Source organism: Capnocytophaga sp. HP1101 (assembly GCF_054772415.1).
Genome location: NZ_BPUU01000010.1, coordinates 1 through 25867, shown reverse-complemented (window position 1 = coordinate 25867; position 25867 = coordinate 1). Strand labels below are relative to the sequence as shown.

General features: G+C 42.4%; 23 protein-coding genes. 18 read left to right on the top strand and 5 right to left on the bottom strand.

Annotated elements, in window-relative coordinates; all coding sequences use genetic code 11:
- The first annotated feature begins 5 nt into the window (after window positions 1-5).
- The 9 genes from RCZ04_RS07935 to RCZ04_RS07895 all read left to right on the top strand — a co-directional run bounded on the left by RCZ04_RS07935 (window position 6) and on the right by RCZ04_RS07895 (window position 8120).
- Complete coding sequence (locus tag RCZ04_RS07935; RefSeq protein ID WP_460485509.1) at window positions 6-734, top strand: TrmH family RNA methyltransferase; 729 nt, start codon at window positions 6-8, stop codon at window positions 732-734.
- An 803-nt stretch (window positions 735-1537) separates the two neighbouring features.
- Window positions 1538-2227, top strand: coding sequence for a nucleotide exchange factor GrpE (locus tag RCZ04_RS07930; RefSeq protein WP_460485508.1), 690 nt, complete (start codon window positions 1538-1540; stop codon window positions 2225-2227).
- Between the two features lie 10 nt (window positions 2228-2237).
- Window positions 2238-3356 (top strand): molecular chaperone DnaJ, encoded by a 1119-nt coding sequence (gene dnaJ / locus RCZ04_RS07925; RefSeq protein ID WP_460485507.1) that lies wholly within the window; start codon window positions 2238-2240, stop codon window positions 3354-3356.
- 227 nt (window positions 3357-3583) lie between these two features.
- The gene (locus RCZ04_RS07920; RefSeq protein ID WP_460485506.1) at window positions 3584-3940 is read left to right on the top strand and encodes a DUF1304 domain-containing protein; all 357 of its coding nucleotides are present in this window, start codon (window positions 3584-3586) and stop codon (window positions 3938-3940) included.
- A 29-nt stretch (window positions 3941-3969) separates the two neighbouring features.
- The gene (locus tag RCZ04_RS07915) at window positions 3970-4689 is read left to right on the top strand and encodes a nitroreductase family protein (RefSeq protein ID WP_460485505.1); all 720 of its coding nucleotides are present in this window, start codon (window positions 3970-3972) and stop codon (window positions 4687-4689) included.
- 19 nt (window positions 4690-4708) lie between these two features.
- Complete coding sequence (locus tag RCZ04_RS07910) at window positions 4709-5314, top strand: hypothetical protein (protein ID WP_460485504.1); 606 nt, start codon at window positions 4709-4711, stop codon at window positions 5312-5314.
- 104 nt (window positions 5315-5418) lie between these two features.
- Window positions 5419-5802 carry a hypothetical protein gene (locus RCZ04_RS07905; RefSeq protein WP_460485503.1) on the top strand — a complete coding sequence of 128 codons (384 nt, stop codon included), beginning with the start codon at window positions 5419-5421 and terminating at the stop codon, window positions 5800-5802.
- A 261-nt stretch (window positions 5803-6063) separates the two neighbouring features.
- Window positions 6064-7026, top strand: a complete 963-nt coding sequence (locus tag RCZ04_RS07900; RefSeq protein ID WP_460485502.1) for a class I mannose-6-phosphate isomerase — start codon at window positions 6064-6066, stop codon at window positions 7024-7026.
- A gap of 86 nt (window positions 7027-7112) precedes the next feature.
- Window positions 7113-8120: a beta-ketoacyl-ACP synthase III gene (locus tag RCZ04_RS07895; RefSeq protein WP_460485501.1), complete on the top strand. Its 1008-nt coding sequence runs from the start codon at window positions 7113-7115 to the stop codon at window positions 8118-8120.
- 115 nt (window positions 8121-8235) lie between these two features.
- On the opposite strand, the gene holA is transcribed toward RCZ04_RS07895, so the two are convergent.
- Window positions 8236-9252 carry a DNA polymerase III subunit delta gene (gene holA / locus RCZ04_RS07890; protein ID WP_460485500.1) on the bottom strand — a complete coding sequence of 339 codons (1017 nt, stop codon included), beginning with the start codon at window positions 9250-9252 and terminating at the stop codon, window positions 8236-8238.
- A 36-nt stretch (window positions 9253-9288) separates the two neighbouring features.
- Here holA and RCZ04_RS07885 point away from each other — a divergent pair, with 36 nt between their 5' ends.
- The 9 genes from RCZ04_RS07885 (at window position 9289) to RCZ04_RS07845 (ending at window position 20943) form a co-directional block, all read left to right on the top strand.
- A complete protein-coding gene (locus tag RCZ04_RS07885; RefSeq protein ID WP_460485499.1) occupies window positions 9289-9744 on the top strand; it encodes a type I restriction enzyme HsdR N-terminal domain-containing protein in 456 nt (151 codons plus the stop codon).
- Window positions 9741-10718, top strand: coding sequence for a glycosyltransferase family 2 protein (locus RCZ04_RS07880; RefSeq protein ID WP_460485498.1), 978 nt, complete (start codon window positions 9741-9743; stop codon window positions 10716-10718). Before RCZ04_RS07885 ends, RCZ04_RS07880 begins: the two co-directional genes overlap by 4 nt.
- Window positions 10719-11372: 654 nt before the next feature.
- Window positions 11373-12617, top strand: coding sequence for an efflux RND transporter periplasmic adaptor subunit (locus tag RCZ04_RS07875; protein WP_460485497.1), 1245 nt, complete (start codon window positions 11373-11375; stop codon window positions 12615-12617).
- Window positions 12618-12698: 81 nt separating this feature from the next.
- A complete protein-coding gene (locus RCZ04_RS07870) occupies window positions 12699-12920 on the top strand; it encodes a DUF2795 domain-containing protein (protein WP_002673751.1) in 222 nt (73 codons plus the stop codon).
- A 188-nt stretch (window positions 12921-13108) separates the two neighbouring features.
- On the top strand, window positions 13109-16471 hold the full coding sequence (gene secA / locus RCZ04_RS07865) for a preprotein translocase subunit SecA (RefSeq protein ID WP_460485496.1): 3363 nt from the start codon (window positions 13109-13111) through the stop codon (window positions 16469-16471).
- Window positions 16472-16482: 11 nt separating this feature from the next.
- Window positions 16483-16923, top strand: coding sequence for a DUF3592 domain-containing protein (locus tag RCZ04_RS07860; RefSeq protein ID WP_460485495.1), 441 nt, complete (start codon window positions 16483-16485; stop codon window positions 16921-16923).
- 280 nt (window positions 16924-17203) lie between these two features.
- Window positions 17204-18961 carry a DEAD/DEAH box helicase gene (locus tag RCZ04_RS07855; protein WP_460485494.1) on the top strand — a complete coding sequence of 586 codons (1758 nt, stop codon included), beginning with the start codon at window positions 17204-17206 and terminating at the stop codon, window positions 18959-18961.
- Window positions 18961-19524, top strand: a complete 564-nt coding sequence (locus tag RCZ04_RS07850) for a phosphatase PAP2 family protein (protein WP_460485493.1) — start codon at window positions 18961-18963, stop codon at window positions 19522-19524. Before RCZ04_RS07855 ends, RCZ04_RS07850 begins: the two co-directional genes overlap by 1 nt.
- Before the next feature lie 147 nt (window positions 19525-19671).
- Window positions 19672-20943: a DUF2851 family protein gene (locus tag RCZ04_RS07845; protein ID WP_460485492.1), complete on the top strand. Its 1272-nt coding sequence runs from the start codon at window positions 19672-19674 to the stop codon at window positions 20941-20943.
- Here RCZ04_RS07845 and RCZ04_RS07840 read toward each other — a convergent pair.
- The 4 genes from RCZ04_RS07840 to RCZ04_RS07825 all read right to left on the bottom strand — a co-directional run bounded on the left by RCZ04_RS07840 (window position 20940) and on the right by RCZ04_RS07825 (window position 25672).
- Entirely contained in the window at window positions 20940-21335 is a 396-nt protein-coding gene (locus RCZ04_RS07840; RefSeq protein WP_460485491.1) for a pyruvate carboxyltransferase, read from the bottom strand. The two genes, RCZ04_RS07845 and RCZ04_RS07840, sit on opposite strands and share 4 nt — an antisense overlap.
- A 120-nt stretch (window positions 21336-21455) precedes the next feature.
- Entirely contained in the window at window positions 21456-22085 is a 630-nt protein-coding gene (locus tag RCZ04_RS07835) for an HAD family hydrolase (RefSeq protein ID WP_460485490.1), read from the bottom strand.
- Between the two features lie 12 nt (window positions 22086-22097).
- Window positions 22098-23189, bottom strand: coding sequence for a GumC domain-containing protein (locus RCZ04_RS07830; protein WP_460485489.1), 1092 nt, complete (start codon window positions 23187-23189; stop codon window positions 22098-22100).
- Window positions 23190-23191: 2 nt separating this feature from the next.
- Entirely contained in the window at window positions 23192-25672 is a 2481-nt protein-coding gene (locus RCZ04_RS07825) for a polysaccharide biosynthesis/export family protein (RefSeq protein WP_460485488.1), read from the bottom strand.
- Window positions 25673-25867: the final 195 nt, after the last annotated feature.

Sequence of the window (25867 nt, the reverse complement as noted above, 5' to 3'; positions counted from 1 at the left end):
ATTTTATGGTTAGCAAAAATCAACTTAAATTAATTCAGAAATTACAGCAGAAGAAATACCGCAACGAGCTGAATTTCTTTACGGTAGAAGGAAAAAAGAGCATTGTAGAATTTCTGCAAGCGGGTTATCGTTTAGAGCTACTTATCGCCACTGAGGTGTTTGCTGAAGCCTTAGCTGGTTACCCTGTTACGCTTGTGAGCAAGGAGGAGCTGAAGAAGGTAAGCAACCTGAAAAACCCCGATGAGGGTTTGGCGGTTTTTCACCAACGTTCGCACAAGGGAATATTACAGGAGGGTGTTATTTTGGCGTTGGACAATGTGCAAGACCCTGGTAATCTGGGTACTATTATCCGTTTGTGCGATTGGTTTGGCATTGAGACATTGCTGTGCAACAGCCAAACGGTGGATTGCTACAACCCGAAGGTAGTACAAGCCACAATGGGGTCGCTCACGAGGGTTGCGGTACATTATGTGGATTTAGCGGGCTTTTTGGCAACTTGTGCGCTACCTGTTTACGCAATGGATTTGGAAGGTGAGAACCTCTATACTACCGTATTTCCCGAAGATTGTGTACTGATTTTAGGGAATGAAGCCAATGGTATTAGCACAGAAGTGGGTGCTTTGGCTAACCATAGAATTACCATTCCGCGTTTTGGGAAACTGCAACAGACGGAAAGCTTGAATGTAGCAATGGCAGGGGCGGTGATCTTAGGTGAGATAAGAGGTAAGAAATGAGAAAATCAGGAAATCAGAAAATTAAAAGATTCGCAGGTGAAAACGAAGAAAATCGGAAGAGTTCAGAAGAGGTGATTTAGGTAAAAGATGAAAGATGAGCTATAAAATGGGTGTGCTTAGCTTATACAAAGCTTATAGGATACTTATACGAATCTTGGACGATTGTTATACAAAGGGTGTATAAGTGATTGATTAATACTGTAATACGATAATACTAAAAATGCCAATAATAGGGTTTCGAGACGAAAGAAAGAGGTGGTAGCACGACGGGCAGTGTGAGCCACACGGGCAGGTGGAAAATTAGAGGCAATAGGGTTGTGACGGTCATTATTGTTGTATAAGCATCTTTTTAATATTGTATAAACCTCCTCCTATTCACATACTCCGCTCTCTCGGACTTCCCTCAAGGGGGAAGTGCGAGTCGTACAGGCGGGGAAGAAATTAGAGAATTAGAAAATTTGGAAAGTGAGAAAATATGCAGAAACCTCCCCCTAACCCCCTCTCCGAGGGGGAATGTAGGGACGGAAAAAAAATATATCCTCTGAAAAAACATCCCCCCTGCCCCCCTCAAGGGGGGAAATGTGATACACCTCAAGGGAGGAAATGTGATGCAAAAGTGAGATTAATATCCTCCTATTCACATACTCTGCTCTCGCGGACAACCTCTAAAGGGGGAGTGTAGTGACGGGAAAAGAGGGAGCTATAGCGACGTTAATTAGGCTTTTCTGTCAAATTGTCACCTTTTTAGGTTTTGGCAAATTATTTGCTACCGACTAACGAAATAGAATTAAAAATGAATCATTATGGCTACTAAAGATATTAAAAAAGAAGACTTAGAACTTGAACGAGATATAGCGGAGGAGACTCCTACTGAAGATATAGAGCAAGTGGATGAATTTCCTGAGAATGAAGCTGAAGGAGAAACTACTGATGCTGAGGTAGAAATACCTGAAGAGCTTGAAGATATTGCTGATGAGGAACTTCCTATAGAAAAAGAGGACTCAGTTAATAATGGAGAAGCTGAGGATGTGGAAGCCCCTACTGGGAAACGTGAAGTTCCAGAGGAATATTTTACCAAAGAAAGAGATAGGTATTTGCGTTTGTTTGCTGAGTTTGAAAACTATAGAAAACGGACTGCTAAAGAACGTGCGGAACTTCTTAAAACGGCTGGACAAGACATTTTGTCAGCTATGTTGCCTATTGTAGATGATTTTGATCGTGCTTTGGTGGAATTGGCAAAATCGGGTGATGAGAAGACTCTTAAAGGGGTAGAGCTCATCTATAACAAGTTAGTAAACACACTGAAATCAAAGGGATTAGAGAGAATGGAGGTTGCTCCTAACGATGTTTTTGACAGTGAAATCCACGATGCGATTACTCAAATTCCTGCTGCTACGCCTGAATACAAGGGTAAGATAGTAGATGTAGTGCAAACGGGCTACAAGTTGGGTGATAAAATAATACGTTTCCCTAAAGTAGTAGTGGCACAATAAGGAGAAGAGGATGAAGAGAGATTACTACGAAATATTAGAAGTACAGAAGACAGCGACGACTGCGGAAATAAAAAAAGCTTACCGCAAACAAGCTTTGAAATATCACCCGGACAAGAACCCGGGGGATAAAGAGGCTGAAGAGAACTTTAAATTGGCAGCTGAAGCCTATGAGGTGCTAAGCGATGAGAACAAACGCGCCCAGTATGACCGCTTTGGTCACGCTGCCTTTGAAGGAGGTATGGGTGGCGGAGGCTTTTCGATGGATGATATATTCAGCCAGTTTGGAGATATTTTTGGTGGGCATTTCTCAGGGTTCAGTGGTTTTAGTGGTTTTGAAGGAAGCAGTCAGCAACAAGTGTACGTAAAAGGAGAAAACTTGCGTATACGGGTGAAAGTTACGCTTGAGGATATTGTAAAAGGTACTGAGAAGAAAGTAAAAGTACGCCGAAAGGTGAAAGCTGAAGATACTACCTATAAAACTTGTCCTACTTGTCACGGGCGTGGGCAAATAGTGCGCCAAGTGAATACGATGCTGGGTGTAATGCAAACGGCTACTACTTGTACTGCTTGTGGAGGCTCGGGCGAAGTGATTGACAAACGTGGAGCAGAGAGCGATTCACAAGGGTTAAAGACTGTAGAGGAAACTATACCTATCACAATTCCGGCAGGGGTGATGGATGGTATTCAGTTAAAGATAAATAACAAGGGTAATGAGGCGCCGACCAAGAATAGTGTAGCGGGAGATTTGCTTGTGCTGATTGAAGAACAAGAGCACGAGACTTTAAAACGCGAAGGCGACAATTTGCACTATGACCTTTATATCAGCTTCCCTGAAGCCGTTTTGGGGGTTAGTAAGGAGATTGAGACGGTTACAGGCAAAGTGCGTATTAAATTGGAAGAGGGAATACAGTCGGGCAAGATATTGCGCTTGCGTGGCAAAGGTGTACCGAATTTGCAAGGCAGAACGACGGGAGACCTTATCATTCACGTGAATGTATGGACACCTAAAAAACTCACAGACAAGCAAAAAGCATTTTTTAAGGAAATGCAAGACGACGAGAACTTTACTCCTAAGCCGGACAAGAATGACAAATCGTTTTTTGAGAAAGTAAAAGAAATGTTTTCATAGGTTATTATTTTATTTAATAATTCAAAGAGAGACTGCTAAGGAGGTGGTCTCTCTTTGTTTTTTAGGTAAAAGGTAAGAGATAAAAGGTAAAAACAGTGATAGCTGATATATGAGTAAAAAATGAGATGAAAGAGATATTGTTATTATATCAGGAAAAAGTTGTACCTTTGTACTTCAAAAGTCGTGTAATACGACAGATAATTACACTAATTAATTTGTAAGTAAATATGTTAGGAATTATTTTTACTATTTTAGTAGCAGTGGAGCATTTGTACATCTTGTATATGGAGATGTTTGCTTGGGAGACACGTGGTAAGGCATTTTTTAAGTCGCTACCTGAACATTTATTTGCTGAGACGAAGACTTTGGCGGCTAATCAAGGGTTGTACAATGGTTTTTTGGTAGCGGGACTCGTGTGGAGTTTCTGCATTAGCGACCCTATGTGGAGCGTTTACGTGCGTTTGTTTTTCTTGGGGTGTGTAGCCGTAGCAGGTATTTATGGCGCCTTGACTGCTTCTAAGAAGATATTTTTTGCACAAGCACTGCCTGCTATAATAGCGATATGCTTTACAGTACCTTTCTAGCGACTAATGACTAAAAAACTAACGACTAAATGTTACAAGATATTTTAAATTTCCGTAGGGCGGTGCGTTATTACGCCCCTACACCCATTAGTGAAGAAAAGGTGCGCGAATGCCTCAAACTCGCAACCTTGGCTCCTACGAGTTCGAATATGCAACTGTACGAGTTGTACCATATCACTGATAAGGCTACACTCGAAAAATTGGCTCACGCTTGCCTCGACCAGCGCACAGCTACAACGGCTCAGCAAATGGTAGTGTTCGTAACCCGCCAAGACAAGCACCGCGCTCACGCTCGTGCTATCTTGGAGTTTGAAAGGGGGAATGTGCAGCGCAATAGTCCACCTGAACGACAAGCTAAACGCATTAAGGACAAGGAGGCTTATTATGGCAAACTAATGCCCTTTGTGTATAGCCGATTTTTTGGTTTGTTGGGCTTGTTTCGCAAGGCGTTTGGCAGTGTGGTAAGTTGGTTTCGTCCTATGATGCAACAGCTTTCTGAAAGCGATATACGTGTAAGTGTACACAAGAGCTGTGCGCTCGTGGCGCAAACCTTTATGCTCGCAATGGCTGAGGAGGGTTACGATACTTGTCCGTTAGAAGGCTTTGACAGCCGCCGCATTAAGAAGTTGTTACACTTGCCTTGCAGAGCAGAGGTGAATATGGTCATCACCTGTGGCTTGCGTGAAGAGCGCGGTATCTGGGGAGAGCGGTTTAGATTGCCGTTTGAGGAAGTGTATAAACACAATTGACAATTAACAATTAGCAACAATGAAACTCTATAAAATTACAGATATTACAGCCTATAATTCAGGTTTTGCTTGTTTGCGTCCCAGCAATACACAATCAGTAAGAAAAGTAAAGGAGCTTGATGTGTGGTGGGATAGTTTTTATAGTGGAGGTAAAAAGATAGGCGATTTCGTAGGTTGTGTTGGAATAAAAGTAGCTAAAATTTCTGTTTTTGAAACACTTCAAAAGCATTTTAAGAGCTTGGAAGGAGTGCCTTTGCGCATTAATAAAACACAGCAAGAATTAAAAGCTAAGAACCCTAAACGCCTGCGCTGGCTACCACAAGAAGAAATACCTCTAACCGCCTTTTATTCGCCTGTTTACTTTGACTGCTTGCCAGAGAGTACTATTGTAAGGAGTGAGAGAGGTATTGAGGAGCTCATAGGTGTTGCCGATTTCAAAGGAGATATCCTCACCCCTCGTGAAGAAGGGAAAGGTCTCTTTTTCAGTGCTGAAGCTATAGAAAGCTATGATTTCTTTACCCTAACTAACTCAAATCTGTTGCTTTGTACTGAACGTGTAAAAACCTTTTGTGAGACACAAGGCTATGGAAATGTAGTGTTTTTGGAAATGGGAGAGGTGGTGTAATTAGCAAATGTAAAAATTAGCAAATTAGCAAATGAACTATGATTAAAAATATATCACATAACGTCTATATAGTCCTAATATGCTATATAGTAATGGTTTGCTCTATGAATGTCTTCAACTATATGATTATCAAACCTGGAATGGAGGTAATACCCTCTTTTTCATTAGAAGGATTGCAAGCCCTTGTCGCTGCTTTTGCAGTGCCTTTCCTACTGTTTTTTGACTTCTTGCGCAAAGGCGACGTGATACCTCTTGCCATTTGTACCATTGTAGTCTTTGGCCCTCTGTTGCTCTATATTGTTATTCCCTCAATATTCAAGATCAAAAGCAAAAACTATTTTCTTAACACCGATGTCGCCGTGTTTATCGTTTACGGATTGATGATGTTATTTACATTAGCTGTAGGGATCTCAGCCGTCATAGCTGTTCCAGCTTATATTTTTATGCTATATTTTAGAAATCTACAATATAAGAAAGCTCAAGTGTAAGAAATTTAAAAAGATCAACGAAGTATAGCTAAAGCTATAGAAATTAAACAAAAATGTATAAGAAAATTAAACAAAAATAAAGGCTTCGCCTTTTGAAGTAGCGAAGCTACTAATTTTCTTTTAATTCTGTAACTAATTTTCTGCAAATTTCTGTGGCGAGCCACACTTTATTAAAAATAAAATTTTGTGTGTTTGACCAAATTTGCTAATTGACAAATTATCCGTACCTTTGCCGTGTTTAACTAAACAAACTTAAGAAAAATGTATCCAATTAAATTTAAACCCATCTTAAAAGAACGTATCTGGGGAGGTACGAAATTGAAAACTTTGTTTAACAAGCCTATCGAAAGCGATATTACGGGCGAAAGCTGGGAAGTATCGGGCGTGCCTGGCGACATCTCGGTAGTGGCAAATGGGGCTCTCGAAGGCAAGAGTTTGCAAGAACTTATTGACTTGTACCCTAATGAGTTGTTAGGCAAACACGTTCACGAACGCTTTGGTCGTGATTTCCCTATCCTCATCAAGTTCATAGATGCGCGCGAAGACCTATCCATCCAGGTACACCCTAACGACAAACTCGCAAAAGAACGCCACAACTCTTTTGGCAAAACCGAAATGTGGTACGTGCTCCACGCCGATGAGGGTGCTGAATTGATCGTTGGTTTTAACAAAACAGTAACCAAAGAAGAATACCAGCAACACCTCAACAACGGAACACTCACCGAAATTCTCAACTATGAGCAAGTGCACGATGGTGATACGTTCTTTATCAATACGGGCAAGGTACACGCCATCGGCAAGGGGATTATCATTGCCGAAATCCAGCAAACCAGCAATATAACCTACCGCGTGTACGACTTCAACCGTCGTGATAAAAATGGCAATTTGCGCGAACTCCACACTGAACTCGCTCTCGATGCTATTGATTACGAGAAAAAAGACGACTTCAAAGTGGCGTACAGCAAAGATACGAACACTGTGAACAAAGTGGTGAACTGCCCTTACTTTATCACCAACTTGTTGCCGCTTCCTGCAGGTTATGAAAAACAACTCTCTCAAGACGATTCGTTCCATATCTATATGTGTGTAAAAGGCGAAGGTACCCTCAGCGATGGTACGACTGAATTGCCTATCAAGCAAGGTGAAACCATCTTGTTCCCTGCCTCTTGCCACAAATTAGAGGTAAAAACCAAAGGAATGGATTTGTTGGAAGTGTATATATAGCATAGGTCTTATGCCTCAGAATAGTTATAACACCTAAGGCCTATGGCCTGTTGCCTAAGGCCTAAAAAAAACTAAACACTAAAAATATGTATCGTTCAAGAATTAAGGGATTAGGCTTTTACGTCCCTGATAATGTAGTTACTAATGACGACCTCTCCAAACTAATGGATACCAGCGACGAATGGATTCAAGAGCGCACGGGTATCAAAGAGCGTCGTCATGCTCTCAAAGGCGGTGATACCACTACCTCTATGGGGGTGAAAGCGAGCCTCAAAGCCATTGAAGCGGCTCAAATTGATAAAAATGACATCGATTTTATCGTGTTCGCTACCCTAAGTCCGGATTTTTACTTTCCTGGCTGTGGGGTGCTAGTGCAAAAGGAATTGGGCTTGCCTCACATCGGGGCGCTCGACATTCGCAACCAATGCTCTGGGTTTATCTATGCCCTCTCGGTAGCCGACCAGTACATCAAAACGGGTATGTACAAGAATATCCTCGTGATAGGTGCCGAAACACAATCACCTGCCTTGGATATGACCACCCGCGGTCGCAATATGGCGGTGCTCTTCGGCGATGGGGCGGGAGCGGCGGTAGTTTCACGCTCCGATGACCCTGAGCGCGGTATCCTCTCTACGCATTTGCACAGTCAAGGGGAACACGCCGAACAATTGGCGATGATCGCTCCTGGGGTGGGTACCAAATGGGTGCCTCAAATCTTAGCTGAAAACGACCCCGATGATGTGAGCTATTACCCCAATATGAACGGTCAGTTTGTATTCAAAAATGCCGTAGTGCGCTTTGCTGAAGTGATAGAAGAAGGACTCAAAACTAACGGACTCTCACGCGAGGATATCAATATGCTGGTACCTCACCAAGCGAACTTGCGCATCTCTCAATTCGTACAACACCAGTTCAAACTCACCGACGACCAGGTATTTAACAACATAATGAAGTACGGTAATACCACCGCAGCTTCAGTGCCTATCGCTCTTACTGAAGCTGTACAACAAGGCAAAATCAAGGACGGCGACATCGTAGTGCTCGCTGCCTTTGGTAGTGGCTTTACTTGGGCAAGTGCCATCATTCGTTGGTAGCCACAGCGTGGCAGGCTATTAAGAAAGGCTATTGAACATTCTAATCTGTTCAATAGCCTTTCTTATTATGTAACTTACACTTTTAAATTACCTTGTGGCTTGTAGTGATCATTTATCATTGAGCATTAAGCATTATGATAAGTTCTTTGCGAAGATCAGCTTCTGTGAGATTATTAGTAGCTCCTAAGCCTTTGCTCTTTAAGTCTATTTCGCGCAAGGTAGCTATGATGGCACTCACACGCTTCATCGGGTAGTGTTGCGCTCCTGAACGCAGGTCTTTGATACCAAAAATAGGCACTTTCAAGGTAGCCATTACGTTCTTATCACTTTGATCAGTGAGACCGTGGTAGCCTAAGAGCTGTTGAAAATACCCGTAGAGCACAAAAAGGGTAACTACTAAAGGGTTATCTTTAGGATTATCGGCGAAGTGTTTGAGAATACGCGTTACCTTATAAGTATCTTTTGTGGCTATGGCGCTCTTGAGCTCATAGTTGTTGAACTCCTTGCTAATCCCTATGTTCTTCTCTATAATATCAGGCGTTACTTCTGTATTTTTGGGGACGATGAGCGCCAATTTGTTTACCTCGTTTTGTATCCTACTCAGGTCGGTACCCAAGAAATCTACTAACATTTGTACCGCTTTAGGCTGAATACTGAGATGTTTCTTCTTCAACACATCGGGTAACCACGTAACTATCTGATTCTCGTAGAGTTTTTTACTATCTAAGAGCACGCAATCCTTATTCTTCTGCAAGGTTTTCAGCAATTTCTTGCGAGCGTCTAACTTTTCGTATTTGTAACAAAACACCAGTACGGTCGTAGGCGTAGGGTTCTCAACATAAGGCACAAGTTGGTCGATAGTGCTTTTGAGGTTTTGCGCCTCTTTTACGATAATCACTTGGTAATCGCTCATCATCGGGAACCTGCGTGCATAATCAATAATAGCGGGCACACTCACATCTTGACCATAGAGCACTATCTGGTCAAATCCCTTTTGGTCTTCTTGTAATACGTGCTCTTCAATGTAATCAGAGACCACATCTATGAAATAAGGCTCTTCCCCCATCAAAAAGTAAATAGGGACTATAATTTCTTTTTTTATGTTAGCTACGATGCTTTTTACTTCATTCATAATGCAAAAATACAAAAATTATTGTACTTTTGCAGTATGGAAGCTCTAAATTTTAAAAACTACCCTTTTCGCCTCAAAAAAGCTGACGATAAGCTGTGGATATTCGATCCCATTCGTCGCAAGTATGTGGTACTACAACCCGAAGAATGGGTGCGCCAGCACGTAGTACATTTCCTCATAGAAGAAAAAGGTTATCCAAAATCGCTTATCAATGTCGAGAAAAAGCTCTCTGTAAACGGACTCACTAAGCGTTACGATGTGGTAGTCTATTCCAAAAAAGGAATAGTGCTCTTGGTAGTGGAATGCAAAGCGCCCAACGTGACCATCACCCAACAAACATTCGACCAGATTGCACGCTATAACCTCAGCCTTAACGCTCAATACCTAATGGTTACCAACGGTATAAATCATTATTATTGCCAAATGGACTATAACCAATACAAATATATATTCTTAACAGACCTTCCTCATTATAACAACCTCACTCTATGACTCTCGCCATCGTAATACTCAACTGGAACGGCAAAACGCTGTTACAACAATTCCTCCCCTCGGTAGTGCACTGTTCTCCAGAAGCACAAATCTATGTGGTAGACAATGCTTCTACCGACGATTCCGTCGCTTTCCTGCGCTCACACTTCCCCGAAGTAACAATCATAGAAAACCCTACTAACAGCGGTTATGCAGGAGGCTACAACCGCGCTTTGCAACAAATTGAAGCTGATGTCTACTGTCTGCTCAACTCCGATGTTCGAGTAACCGAAGACTGGCTCACTCCCATCCTACACCTTTTTGAAGACGAGCGCATTGCTGTGGTACAACCCAAGATAAAAGATGAAAAACGTCCCTCCTTTTTTGAGTACGCAGGAGCAGCTGGAGGCTTTATCGATAAGTACGGTTTCCCGTATTGCAGAGGGAGAGTATTTGAGCGTGTAGAAGAAGATAAAGGTCAGTACAACATCCCTTCACCCTCCCCCATCTTTTGGGCATCGGGGGCGTGTTTTTTTATTCGCGCAGAAGTATTTCACCTATTAGGTGGTTTCGACGAAGATTTCTTCGCCCATCAAGAGGAAATCGATTTGTGCTGGCGGGTGCATCACCTCGGCAAGCAGGTAGTCTATTGTGCCGAGAGCACCGTTTATCACGTAGGAGGAGCAACGCTCACACCAACTAACCCTAAGAAAACCTACCTCAACTTCCGCAACAGCCTGTTTATGTTGCTCAAAAACCTACCCACTAAGAGCCTCTACCCTACCCTTTTCATCCGTATGGTACTCGATGGCATTGCAGGTATCCGCTTCTTATTACAAGGCAAACCGCGCTTCACATACGAAATCATTAGGGCTCATTTGCATTTCTACAAAAGGTTTTCCTTCTTTAAAAAGAAACGTCCCTCTCTGCCTATCAGCAATTATTACCAAAAGAAATCCATTGTGTGGGAACACTTTGTTGTAGGTGATAGATAAATAGATGTCTGTTTGATATATAACAATTCTCTTTTCTGTCACACTTTCCCCTAGTGCCTATGGACTAAGGCCTATTACCTATTCCTCTTTCTTTCGTATCGAAACCCTATTTTTAGTATTATTAGCATTATTGCATTATGGTATTAATCAATCACTTATACGCCCTTTGTATAACAATCGTCCAAGATTCGTATAAGTATCCTATAAGCTTTGTATAAGCTCCACATACCCTTTTTACCTTTTACCTTTCATCTCTTACCTAAAAACACCCTTCCGAACCTCTCCGTTTCCTTCCGAAACCACTGATATGTCACTTTTAGCGGTATACACTTTGACAAAGTTTTTAATCGTCTGTCGTGCTACGACCTTTGTCAAAGTTGATGATTAGCTTTATTTCCTGCGCTAACACAAGCTAAAAGCTCGCTTTTCTAAGACCCTCAGCGTTTTCCAAGTTCCTCCAACAAGTCTGAAATGTCCGACTCGTCCGACTCGTCCTAACAATTCCAACCAATCTCCCCCTTACTGCCTGTGCGGCTCGTACCTGCCCGTCGTGCTACGACCTCGCACTTGCCCGTGCGGCTCGCACCTAATTTCCAAATTTGCTAATTTGATAATTAGTTTGTACCTTTGCAACTGAAAAATAACTTGACCGTTATGAAAAGAAAAACTATTCTCATTATTTTAGCCGCTGTACTGCTGATGATTATACTAATTATCGGCAAAAAAGCAGGTTGGTTTGGCGATAATAACAACGCCGTAAATGTCGAAACTCAAAAGGTAATCCCTACAACACTCACTCAAAAAGTGTCTGCTACAGGAAAAATACAGCCCGAGCTCGAAATCAAGCTGTCGTCTGAAGTATCAGGTGAAATTATAGAACTCCCTGTAAAAGAAGGACAAATGGTAAAAAAAGGCGACCTTTTAGTCCGCATCAACCCCGATATTTACCAATCGGTAGTAAAACGTAGCGCCGCCAGTTTAGAAACCGTACGCGCCAGCTTACAACAATCCAGCGCAACCCTTAAAGAAGCCGAAGAAAGCTATAAACGCAACAAAGTGTTGTTCGAAAAAGGCGTAATCTCAAAATCCGACTGGGACAAAGCAGTTTCAGCCTACGAAGTAGCCAAAGCCTCACGCGAATCGGCACGCTTTAATGTGCAAAGCGCTATGGCAAGCGTATCCGAAGCCCAAGACAACCTCAAAAAAACCATCATCTACTCCCCTACCGATGGCACCATTTCTAAGCTCAGCGTAGAATTAGGCGAGCGCGTAGTAGGTACTATCCAAATGTCCGGTACCGAGATTATGCGCGTGGCGAACCTACATAATATGGAAGTAGAAGTAGATGTAAATGAGAACGATATAGTAAAAATAATCGTAGGCGACTCAGTGAATGTAGAAGTAGATGCTTACCTCAAACGCGTGTTCAAAGGCACCGTTACCAATATCGCTAATACCGCCAATACCACTACCAGTGTAGACCAAGTAACCAACTTCAAGGTAAAAATACACATCGAAGAATCTTCCTACAAAGACCTATTAGAAGGAAAGCCAGCCGGTTATTCGCCTTTTCGCCCCGGTATGACAGCCACCGTCGATATTATCACCCAAACCAAAAAAGACGTCGTAGCAGTGCCTATCAGCGCCATTATTGTAAAAAAGAAATCTGAAATTGACCCCAAAACACCTAAGGAAGAAGCCGACAAAAAGCAAGAAGCCATATTCGTACTCAAAGATGGCAAAGCCGAATTGCGCGCCGTAACTACAGGCATTCAAGACAATGTAAATATCGAAATTCTCTCAGGAGTATCCAAAGACGAAACCATTATCACAGGACCCTACAGTGCCGTAAGCAAAACCCTAAAAAATGGCGATATTGTTCAAACAACTAACAAATAAATCTCATTTTTTTCTCATTTTGTTTGCACATTCAATAAAATATATTACTTTTGCGCGAAATTTATAAAATTCTATTAGTTTATGTATTGGACGTTAGAACTCGCATCTTATTTAAGTGATGCTCCTTGGCCTGCAACCAAAGACGAGCTTATCGATTATGCAATCCGTACAGGAGCCCCTATGGAAGTGGTTGAAAACCTTCAGGAAATTGAAGACGAAGGTGATATGTATGAATCTATCGACGAAATCTGGCCTGATTACCCGTCAGAAGAAGACTACCTGTGGAATGAAGATGAATATTAAAAACCTAAATAAAAAAGTCTCTTTGAGGAGACTTTTTTTAATTAAAAAATTACCAGATTAGTAAATTAGCAAATAAAGAAAGTGACAAAATGACAGTGTTTATTATTTTGGTATATTTATTGACAAAAAAATAATTACCCGTGCGGCTCGCACCATTAATAATTAATCATTAATAATTAATCATTATAATGAGTATTATCAATTCCCTTATTAAAATTTTCGTTGGCGATAAAGCCAAAAACGACCTCAAAGCAATTCAACCTATTGTTGAAAAAATAAAATCTTATGGCGCTCAGTTAGAAAATATCTCTAACGATGAGCTCCGTGCTAAAACTCTTGAGTTCAAACAAAAAATTAAAGACGCTCGCGCTGAATTCGACGCTAAAATAGCCGACCTCGAAACTCAAGCCAGCGCTACCGATGATATCGACGCAAAAGAAGACCTCTACGCCGAAGTAGATAAACTCAACGCCGAAGCTTATCAAGCTTCTGAAAAGGTGTTGAACGAAATCCTGCCTGAAGCTTTCGCTACTATGAAGGAAACAACTCGTCGTTTTGCTAATAACGAAACGATTACCGTTACGGCTACCGAGCACGACCGCGAACTCTCGGCTACTCACGATTATGTGACTATCGAGGGGGACAACGCCGTGTGGAAAAACCACTGGGACGCTGCCGGTAAAGATGTTACTTGGGATATGGTACATTACGATGTACAGCTCATCGGGGGGATTGCGCTCCACCAAGGTAAAATCGCCGAAATGCAAACAGGGGAAGGTAAAACGCTCGTGGCTACCTTGCCAGTTTACCTCAACGCCCTTACAGGTAATGGGGTACACCTCGTTACTGTGAACGACTACCTCGCGCGTCGTGATAGCGCGTGGATGGGACCTTTATTCGAGTTTCACGGACTTAGAGTGGATTGTATCGACAACCACCAACCGAACTCCGAAGCGCGTCGCCGTGCCTACAACGCCGATATTACGTATGGTACTAACAACGAATTTGGTTTCGACTATCTGCGCGACAATATGGCGCACACCCCCGAAGACCTCGTGCAACGCGCTCACAACTACGCTATTGTCGATGAGGTCGACTCTGTATTGATTGACGACGCTCGTACCCCGCTCATCATCTCTGGCCCTACCCCTAAAGGGGAATTACACGAATTCAACGAGCTCAAACCTTTGGTTGAAGATTTGGTAAACAAACAACGCGCTTATCTTACTAAGGTGTTGGCCGATGCGCGTAAACTCATCGCCGAAGGAGATGCCAAAGAAGGTGGATTCCAGCTCTTGCGTGTGTATCGCGGCTTGCCTAAGAACAAAGCCCTCATCAAATTCCTCAGCGAAGAAGGCGTAAAACAACTCCTCCAAAAAACCGAAAATTACTATATGCAGGACAACAATCGCGAAATGCCTAAGGTAGATGCCGAATTGTACTTCGTGATTGATGAAAAAAATAATCAAATTGAGCTTACCGACAAAGGTTTTGCCGATATTGCTTACGATGGTGATAAAGATTTCTTCGTATTGCCTGATATTGGGGTGGAAATCGCCAATATCGAGAACCAAGGTCTTCCTATTAAAGAAGAAGCTAAACTAAAAGATAAACTCTTCCAAGATTTTAGCGTAAAAAGCGAACGCATTCACACCCTCAACCAATTGCTCAAAGCGTATACCCTCTTTGAAAAAGATGTAGAGTACGTAGTAATTGACAACAAAGTGCTCATCGTCGACGAGCAAACAGGTCGTATAATGGACGGTCGTCGTTATTCCGACGGTTTGCACCAAGCAATCGAAGCCAAAGAGAATGTGAAAATTGAGGCTGCTACCCAAACGTACGCGACCATTACCTTGCAAAACTACTTCCGTATGTACAGCAAGTTATCGGGTATGACCGGTACGGCCATCACCGAGGCGGGTGAGTTCTGGGAAATCTACAAACTCGACGTAATGGAAATCCCTACCAACCGTCCTATTGCGCGTAAAGACCAAAATGACCTCATCTACAAAACCAAACGCGAGAAATACAACGCGGTAATCGATGAGGTGGTAAAACTCTCAGAGGCAGGTCGCCCAGTGCTCATTGGTACTACTTCGGTGGAAGTGTCCGAACTCCTCAGCCGTATGCTTACAATGCGCAAGATCAAGCACAATGTCCTCAACGCGAAGTTGCACAAAAAAGAAGCTGAAATCGTAGCCGAAGCAGGACACGCAGGCGTGGTAACTATCGCGACCAATATGGCGGGACGTGGTACGGATATCAAGCTTACCCCTGAAGTAAAAGCCGCTGGAGGTCTGGCTATCATCGGTACGGAACGCCACGATTCACGCCGTGTCGACCGTCAGTTGCGCGGTCGTTCTGGTCGTCAAGGTGACCCGGGTAGCTCTCTCTTCTTCGTATCGCTCGAAGATAACCTAATGCGCCTCTTCGGTTCTGAACGTATCGCCCGACTAATGGACAGCCTTGGTCACAAAGAAGGCGACGTAATCCAGCACTCTATGATGACCAAACGCATCGAGGCCGCTCAAAAGAAAGTAGAGGAAAACAACTTCGGTATGCGTAAACGACTCTTGGAGTACGACGACGTGATGAACGCGCAACGCAAGCAAATTTACAACCGCCGTCGCCACGCCCTCGAAGGACAACGCCTCAAAGTGGATTTGGCGAACATCATTTTCGATACTTGTGAGAACATCGTTGAAAACAACAAAGGCGGTAACAACTATAAGAATTTCACTTTTGAGCTCATCAAATATTTTGCGCTCAAAACTCAAATCTCTGAAAGTGAATTTGCCAAACAATCAGCAAACGATCTTACTTTCACCCTTTATCACGAAGTACTCAAACACTATCAAGAAAAAGTGGAACGCAGTGCCGCTCAGGCTTTCCCTGTGATTAAAGAGGTGTACGAGAATCCTAACAATACGTACGAGCGCATCGTAGTGCCTTTCACCGACGGCGAGAAGATGCTCAACATCGTAACCGACCTGAAAGAGGCGTACGAAAGTCAGGGTAAAAAACTCATCAGCGATTTTGAGAAGAACATCACCCTCGGCATCATCGATGAAGAGTGGAAAACTCACCTCCGCCAAATGGATGAACTCAAACAATCAGTACAATTGGCGGTACACGAACAGAAAGACCCGTTGCTCATCTACAAGTTTGAGGCTTACCAATTGTTCAAAACAATGCTCGACAAGGTGAACAAAGAGATTGTATCTTTCTTGTTTAGAGCCGAATTGCCATCGCAAAACGCTCCTGTGCAGGAAGCCCACGCGCCTCAACGCGTTCGTGAGCAGTATCAAACCAACAAGGAAGAGACTCTCAACAGCGACGAGATGGCACAACGCGCCCGCGAAGTAGGCCAACAAGCCTCACAGCGCCGTTCGGTAGTCGAAACCATTGTACGCGAGCAACCTAAAATAGGCCGCAACGAGAAGGTAATCGTTCAAAATATCCAAACAGGCGAGCGCAAAGAACTCAAGTTCAAGCAAGCACAACCCCTCATCATCGCCGGCGAATGGATATTAGTGCCCAATAAATAAGCATTAAAAAAATGGACGACAATCAAGTGATGAGCAACCAAATGGGATTGCTGTTAAGCTCTGGTATATTCTTCCTGTTTGCTCTTGTATTCTTAGTTATTGTTGAGATTAACAAGAGAATTACTGAAAAGAACAAAAATCTATATCAAGGAAAAACAGAAGGAGAAATATTAGAAATTATCAAATCGGGCAGTCAAGGTGTAGGAGGTGTTGGTTTTAATAATAGAACTTATGTAGTCTATAAGTATACTGTAGAAGAAGATACTTATATCGTAAAACCTCTTGTTCTTAACTCAAACGCTCCTATAAACTTGAAATATACTGATTCAGCCCATACTTTTTGTGTAACCTATTTCGGCCCCCATAGTGGTAGCAAGCAAACCAATTATAAAGCAGGTGAGCGTATAACAGTAGCTTATTTGCCCGAAAACCCTACGAAACATCAAATATAGACGATAAAGATAAAACGTTTTTCTATAAGGGATTCCGTATAGCAGGATTTGCAATAATGTCCATTGCAATAATTTTATTGATTGTTTCCTTTTTCGTAAAAAGATAAACAGAAATATTAATCATTCTTTGCCAAAGGTCTTAGCGTTTATTGCTAAGACCTTTGGCAAAGTTTCTTATGTTAATTATCAATTGTTTATTGTCAATTGAAAATATTGTTGTACCTTTGTCCCCTGAAACAATTGGCAAATCGGTGAATTTGCTGATTAGCAAATTACATTAATGAATTTATTTGAACAATTAGGTCTTGATGAACCTATCCTCAAAGCCATCAGCGATATGGGCTTTGAAACTCCTTCTGAAATCCAACAAAAAGCCATTCCTACTCTTTTAGAAAATGGCGCCGATATGGTGGCTTTAGCCCAAACGGGCACTGGTAAAACCGCCGCTTTTGGCTTCCCTCTCCTTCAGCTTATTGATACTGATAGCCGTGTGACTCAAGGGTTAATCCTTTCGCCTACACGCGAATTGTGCTTGCAAATCGCTTCCGAACTGCGCAACTACGCCAAATACCTTCCTAAGGTGAACGTGGTGGCGGTGTACGGTGGCGCGAGCATTGAGGAACAAGCGCGTAGCCTCAAAAAAGGTGCGCAAATCATCGTGGCTACCCCTGGCCGTATGCAGGATATGATACGCCGCGAGTTCGTGGATATTACTCACATCAACTATTGCGTGCTTGACGAAGCCGACGAGATGCTCAATATGGGCTTTTATGAGGATATTACCGCTATCCTCTCACACACGCCTCAGGACAAGAGTACGTGGCTTTTCTCGGCTACGATGCCTAACGAGGTGGCAAAAATCGCACGCAAGTTTATGCGTAAGCCTATCGAAATTACAGTGGGCACCCGCAACCAGGCTACCAGCACCGTGCAACACGAGTACTACGTGGTGAGCGGTCGCCATAGATACCAAGCTCTCAAACGTTTGGCCGATGCCAATCCCGATATTTTCTCTGTCGTTTTCTGTCGCACCAAGCGCGATACCCAAGCAGTGGCCGAAAAACTCATTGAAGACGGCTACAACGCCGCAGCTCTCCACGGCGATTTGAGTCAGAATCAAAGGGATTGGGTGATGAAATCGTTTCGCGCGCGCCAAATACAAATGCTCGTCGCTACCGATGTGGCCGCTCGCGGTATTGATGTAGACGATATTACCCACGTGATTCACTACCAACTGCCCGACGAAATTGAAACTTACAACCACCGCAGTGGTCGTACAGGGCGTGCTGGTAAATCGGGGATTTCAATGGTGATTTTGCCAAAAAGCGAGGTGAAAAAGATTAAAACTATCGAAAAAATGATAGGCCAACCTTTTGAGCAAAAACACTTGCCATCGGGTATGGAAATCTGTGAAATCCAGCTCTATCACTTGGCTAACAACCTCAAAAACACAGAAGTCAACCCCGCTATCGACGATTATTTACCAGCTATCTATAAAGAATTGAAAGGCGTAGACCGCGATGAGCTCATCAAGAAAATCTTCTCGGTAGAGTTTACGCGCTTCTTCAACTATTACAAAAACGCCGAAAACCTTTCGGTGGAAGATGATAAAGGTGGTCGCAGCAGTGGCAACAGCGACGAAGTGCGCTACTTCATCAACATAGGCGAACGCGATGGCTACGACTGGAAATCGCTAAAAGACTTCCTCAAAGCGACCCTCAACTTAGGCCGCGACGATGTCTTCAAAGTAGATGTGAAAAACAGCTTCTCTTTCTTCAATACCGAGGCAGACCTCACCGATTTGGTAATGAGCACCTTCAACGATTTTCAATTGGACGGTAGGTTTATCAATGTGGAACTCTCCAGCAAAGGCGCAGGCAGAGATCGCGGTGGTCGCAAAGGGGATAGAAAGCGCGACGAAGGTAGAAAACGCGGAGGTGATGAAGGTAGAAGTCGCAAAAAAGGACAAAAAGAAAGCAGAAAGCAACGCACTGCCGAGGCTTTTCAGCAGACCTTTAAGAAGAAAAAACGCAAATAATGTTAGAATACCTCATTGAAACCGACAAGCAATGGTTGTGCTATCTGAATGCTTGGGGCACTCCCGAGGCGGATAGTTATTGGTTGGTGATTACTAACAAACTGACCTCTATCCCCTTGTATGCCTTTCTGTTGTATTTGTGTTTCAAGTACTTTCATTGGAAACGCGTTTTGCTGGTATTAGTGTGTATCGCGCTCATCATCACCACCACCGACCAGCTGGCGAATGTGTTCAAATACGGATTCCAGCGTTTGCGTCCTTGCCACGACGAGACGCTCATCGGGCAAATGCGGATGGTGATTTGTGGTGGTAAATACGGATTTTTCTCAGCTCACGCGGCCAGCACGATGGCTACTGCCGTGTTTTTCAGTATGCTACTCAAAAAACACGCTCGCTACATTGTAACCGTATTGCTATTGTGGTCGGTGGTAGTGAGTTACAGTAGGATTTACTTAGGAGTACACTTCCCAGGTGATGTGCTGGTAGGGTGGTTCTTCGGTATTCTCATAGCCATCGCCTACTACCGATTGCTTTTATTTGCCGAAAAGAAATTAAAGATTTAGATAGAAGTGCAGCAAGCTGCAGAAATTAAACCAAAATTTATAAGAAAATTAAAAGAAAAAGGTCTCTCTAATAGACTTTGTCAAAGTCTTAGGACTTTGACAAAGTTTACTACACAATTCTTACCTCTTAACTCTTACCTAAACTAAATGAAAGAAGATTTTTTACACTACCTCTGGAAATACAAGAAAATTCCCCTCAATACCACACTTACCAATGGAGAGAACCTCCAAATTCTCTCCTTTGGCGAGTACAACACCCTCTCAGGCCCTGACTTTCAAAGTGCCAAACTGCTAATAGGCGAACAGCAATGGGGCGGAAATGTGGAAATGCACCTCAAATCTTCTTTTTGGTATGCTCACGGTCACGAACACGACCCCGCTTACCGCAATGTAATTCTCCACGTGGTGTGGGAACACGATATAGAGGTGTTCGATGCGAACTCTCAGCCTATTCCTACTTTAGAACTTCAGCATCTTATCCCTACCGAATTATTACACCGATACCAAACAGCCTTAAACTCTCATTATCAATTTATCCCGTGTGAAAAGCAATATGCCCAAGCGCCTGCGATCACGCTGCTGGCGTGGAATGAACGCTTGCTCATAGAACGATTGGAAGAAAAGGCCACCGCAGTGAATGCACTGTGGCAAGCGGCTAATTTTGATTGGGAAAAAGTGCTTTTCTGTATGTTGCTCAAATCGTTTGGAGGCACTGCGAACGCCGAGGCTTTTTCTACCTTGGGCAAGGATTTAGATTTTGGTCTCATCCGCAAAGAGCGCACCCACCCGCTGCATTTGGAAGCCCTCTTTTTAGGACAAGCGGGCTTGCTACTCACTGAAAGCGAACACACTTACCCTCAAACACTTCTGCAACATTACCGTTACTTACAGCAAAAATACCATCTCACCCCGCCTGCTGTCCGCTTGAACTTCACAGGCTTGCGTCCGCAGGGGTTTCCCACGATACGACTTTCGCAACTCGCACAGCTATACGAAACACACGAGGCACTCTTCTCTCAACTCCTTGATGCCCCCGATTTCAAGAGCGTTCAAAAGCTATTTGCTGTAGGCGTATCTGAATTTTGGGAAACCCATTACACTTTTGGCAAAGACTCCAAAAAGGTAAAAAAGCCTATTAGCCAAACGCTTCTCACCCTTATATGGCTCAATGTGCTCATTCCGTTGCAATACGCCTATTACCAAAGTTTAGGCAAGGACGTGAGCGAGTCCCTCATTGAAATCCTCCAAACGCTCCCTGCCGAGAGTAACCACATTATCAGTGCCTTCCAGCGACTATCAGCCAACCCCAGCACCGCTTTTGACACCCAAGTCCTTCTCCAGCAATACAAGCGCTACTGCCAATACAAGCAGTGCCTGCATTGCGCCGTAGGGATTGCTATTTTGGGGAGAAAGTATTAAGAATTGAGAGCTAAAGCTTCATTATAAGCACTTTCAAAGGCGAGAAGGTTGATGCCTGTGGGGATGTGTTGGGCTTGGAAGTAGGTGAGGAGTTTTTCGGAGGGGAGGAAGTTGCCTATACCTTTGATGGCGCTGTAGAAACGGGGTACCCCTGCGCGATGGGCTTCGCTGAGGGTGGCGATGGTGTTGCCTTGCTGGGTGATGCAGGGAAGTTCAGGTTCTAAGGGGATGATTTGGGTTTGAGTGGCAGTAAAATCTAAGTCGGTTGTTAAAGGAAGGAGGTCGGTTTTGAGGGCAAGGGCGTAATAACCTATGGCTAATAAGGATTGCAAGTAATCTTTATCGGCGGTTATTACGCATTCTATAATTTGGAGATTGCTGGTGTTAAGCATAGAAATTATAGTTTTTAAGGAGTACACCTAAAGGTGTAGAAATTGAAAGAAAATTGGTTGAAAAAATTAAACAAAAATAGACTTTGTCAAAGTCCTAAGACTTTGACAAAGTGTGCGGTGCTATAGCAGTTCTTTCATTGAGTGAATGAGGTGGTCGGCGTGGGAGAGGTCTTGTCCGCCAGAAAGGGGATTTTGAAAACCTATGCACTGCATACCAGCAACTTTAGCGGCTTTTACGCCGTTGGTGCTGTCCTCTATCACGGTGAATTGTGCTGGGGGTAGGTTATACCACTGTGCTACTTTTAGAAATATTTCGGGATTGGGTTTGCTGTACTGCACATCGTCGCCACTCATTATCAGTTCAAAATAAGGGGCAATACCCGTTTGCTGGGTAAAAATATCAATGAGTTTGCGGCCTGAGGAGGAGGCGAGCGATAGGTGTTTGCCTTCGGTTTTGAATTTTTCGAGCACTTCTTTCACGTGAGGTACCAAAGGCACCTGTATTTCGGGCAATCGCTTGAAAAAATAATCGCGATGAAACTGGATGAGCTCTTCTACGCTTTCGGCGCGTTGCGCGTCGTGCTTTACCTTTTCCCACATCGGGAAAGCCGACATTCCTGTGAGGGTTTCAATATAGGTTTGGTCAAACGGAATACCTTTGAGTTGAAAAGTTTCTAAGATAATCTGTTGGTGCATAGGCTCACTATCAAGTAGCACGCCGTCCATATCAAAAATAATATAATTAGGCATTAGTTCTTATAATTAGGCATTAGCAAAATTGCCTGTACCCGCTTCTTCATTTTTCAACTGTTTCCGGAAGTCTTTAAAAAAAACATTTCCTATTCCTATTACGAGTCCTACAAATGTCCAGATAGCAACAATCATCATTCGTTTAGGTTTAGAACGTTCGTTAGGTACGCTTACAGGCTCAACAATAGTGAATATAGGCTGGTCTTCTTTCATCTTGATACGCTTTGTCTCTAACTGTTTAGCTAACTCAGTATACACATTAAAAGCTAAATTATACTCAGCCTGCAGTTGTTGCAAACGTGTTTGAGGTAAGTTGCTAAAGAGGTCTCGATTGCGGTCTTGAAACCCTGCTACAGCGTATTGCTTTGCCTTAAAATCTTTTTCAGCTTCTATAAAACGCTGTTGTACAAAATCAAACTCTTCTTTTGCTTTTTGTAATTTAAACTCAGTTACCGTTTCCTGCAATAGCTGCTGTGCACTTTGTAACATTTGTGCCGCAGGAAGTGCTTCAGGCATTGCATATGATAAAGTAATATATCCTTCCTTTTCATTTAAATTCAGTTTGATACTTTGGTTAATGCTATTAAGTATTTGTCTTTCTTCTCTACTGATACTCATAATATGAGTAGTGTCTTGCTTCTTAATAGACTGTTCAGAAGAGTTTGAACGAAACACACTCATCATACTACCCCAAAGACTCGGCTTCGCGTAGTTCTTACAATACTGTTCATAAGTGATTGGCGTAGAAATATCTGAAAAGCTAAGCTTCGTTTGAGCTAACTTCTTTTTAAACGGAACACTTTCAATAATCTTGGAATAGGTAGTTAGCGGAATTGCTTCGGCTGTACTCCCTCCTAAATTAATCCCCGCCATAGCGGCAAGCCCTCCTAATCCTCCCGAAGATTTACTGTCAGTAGTTTGTGGAACCATAATAGTAGTAGCGGTGTATTCCCTAGCCGAAAATAAGGCTACTAATACCCCCATAACCATAAATATCAACGTAAATACAGCAATTGATTTTTTAGCTTTCCAAATCTTATTGATAAGCTGTAGCAAATCAATTTCATCATCTTCTCTTATTGTATTGTTGTGATTATTTTCCATACTTATTTCTTAAAAGCACTGTAAATTAATACCCCCATAGTAGTAATAGCCGAAATAATACCCACTGTTTCACCAGTTGTAAGACGCTGTTTTTCAGGTTTTGAAGGTACTATGATAATAGCTCCTGGCTCTATTTTAGGGTAATTTTTAAAGAACAACGAGGTACGCGTTGCCTTTATATCCCCATTAGCATACATCACATAAATAGCACTTCTCTTTGCCCTACTGGCAAAACCTCCCGCACTATTAACATATTGGTGTATAGAAGCTCCTTTTTCATAACGCACTAAAGAAGGTGCTAACACTTCTCCTCTAATCTCCACAGTTTGCTTTTCAGAAGGGACTAATAGCATATCTCCCTCATTAAGCAAAAGGTCATATTTGCCGTGTTTTCGGTTTAATATCTTTTTCACATCAAGACCTATACGGTATTCGTTGCTCTTTTTTGCTACTCTCCTCAGCGTCTTATTAGAAGTACTACTACTTGTGTCGTTCTCAATCTCAATAAGTTCATTTAAGAAATCTTCTTGTTGAATATCACCCTCATCTGTTTTTTTTCTCACAAGTGTAAGACCTTCTTTGTAGGCAAAAGGAGTAAAACCACCCACACGCTCCAATAGGTCTGAAATACGCTCGTCCTTAGATTGAATACTGTAAACACCGGGATATAAGACTTCTCCCATCACTGTTACTGTTTGCATAGGAGTAAAACCTTTTATATAGCGTACTGATATAACATCGTTAGGCTGCAAGGTAAGTCTGTCTCCTTGAGGCTCTAATTGGTGATTAGACGATACTTTAAAGGCTTGACTTAGTTTTTGAAAATTGCCGTCGTTGGTTTCTCTAAATACTTCAATCATCGAAGGATCGGCTCCATTAGCCAACCCTCCTGCCAACGAAATCACATCTTCCACTGTCATATTCTCCATAAAAGGTAATTCCTTAGGCTTATTTACAGCTCCTTCTACTTTTACAAAACGTTTGTATTGAAGAGAATCTCTATAAAAAATATGAATGCTATCATTATCTTTTAGTGGAATATCACTTTTCTTTTCTATAAGATCTTTTACTGAAAAACTAAGGGTTTGATAATCTACACGGTTTTCTGTGCGGAAGATAAGACCTCTATTTAGCGACGCATCTTTTTTCACACCGTTAGCTCTGTTGAGTAAATCGTAAGCCGTCATTCCCTCTTTAAATTCGTATACACCAGGTTGATACACCGCTCCGCCTATACTAAGCCTATTATGATATTCATCAGTAATAGCGTGAACATTTAGACGGTCACCATTTTGCATTTTTACTTTTGAAATATCAGCAAAAAAAATTTCTTTTACTTCCCGTTTAGCATCTTTAATGCGCTCCAATACCAAAGTATTGGTAAAGGCATCAGATGTAAAACCTCCAAAGAAGGTAATAAGGTTGGCTAGCGTCTCATTGTCTAAAGTCTCATAAAAACCACGTCGTTTTACTTTCCCGTCTACCCATACACGGTTTCTATATGGAGGTACAATAATCACATCTTGGTCTTTAAGCCCTATATTACCTTTTTCTGAACCATTTATTAGAAAATTGTACACATCAAAAGTAGCTACTTTTTTACCTCCACGGAAGATGTTTATTTCCCTGAACGAACCACTTTCCGAAGGTCCCCCACAAGCATATAATGCGTTGAGCACTGTTGAAAGCGAACTGAGTGAATAAGTACCAGGAACTGCCACCTCTCCTATAATATTTACCTTTACCGTACGTACCTGACTGATGGTTACTCCTGTATATATTTTTGCATAACTACCTTCAGGAGCCGAAATACCAGAGTAAATACGTTTGAGCTGTGAATTAATCTTTGCTTTCACCTCACTGAACGATAGTCCACCCACGTGAATACGCCCAATACCGTTTAGAAATATATTACCCTCAGCGTCTACTTTTTGTTTAAAAGAACCTTCTGTTGCTCCCCAAACTTCCACAAGCAGTTCATCTCCAGGACCTACTTGATAGTTATCAGGAGTTGCCATATTGAGGTTAGGAGTAAAAGATATCTTTGGATTCTTAAAAAAACTCATCCCAAAGATAGAATCCTTTTTCTGTTCAGTAGTGATAGAATCTTTGTTTTCTCTGCCAGTATAACCAAAAATATCGTCGCCTTCAGCTGGACGTCTACCTGTTTTTGTGTTCTCTTTAAATTTGTTTTTAGTGTCAGAAGAAGTCCTGAGTTGCATGATGCGCTGTCTAAGCTTCATTACTTGCGTTTCTTGCATACCGCGACTGCGAGCCAAAGCAATAAATTGGTCTAATGAATAACCTTGTGCTTGAGCGCGATCCCAATAATTTTTAATTTGTGCATCACTCAAGTTATCCACATTCACAGTAGTGATATCTACATTGTTATTGTTATAGGTAGCATTAGGAGAAGTAACCTGTGCTACTGCTTGGGAGATAACTAAGAGTAAGTATATAATAAGTAATTTAATCTTCAACATTATCGCATAATTGATTTGGGTGCAAAGATACAAAATAATTATCAATTGACAAGTTTGAACGTAATTTAACATTCAATTGCCTATTCTACCACTATTTTAGCAATCTAGTAACTCCCTAAATGCCCTACCCTAAAAGCCCAAAAGCCCTACATGCATAAAGTCTAATAGTATTAAAAACAAAAAAAGAGCAACTCG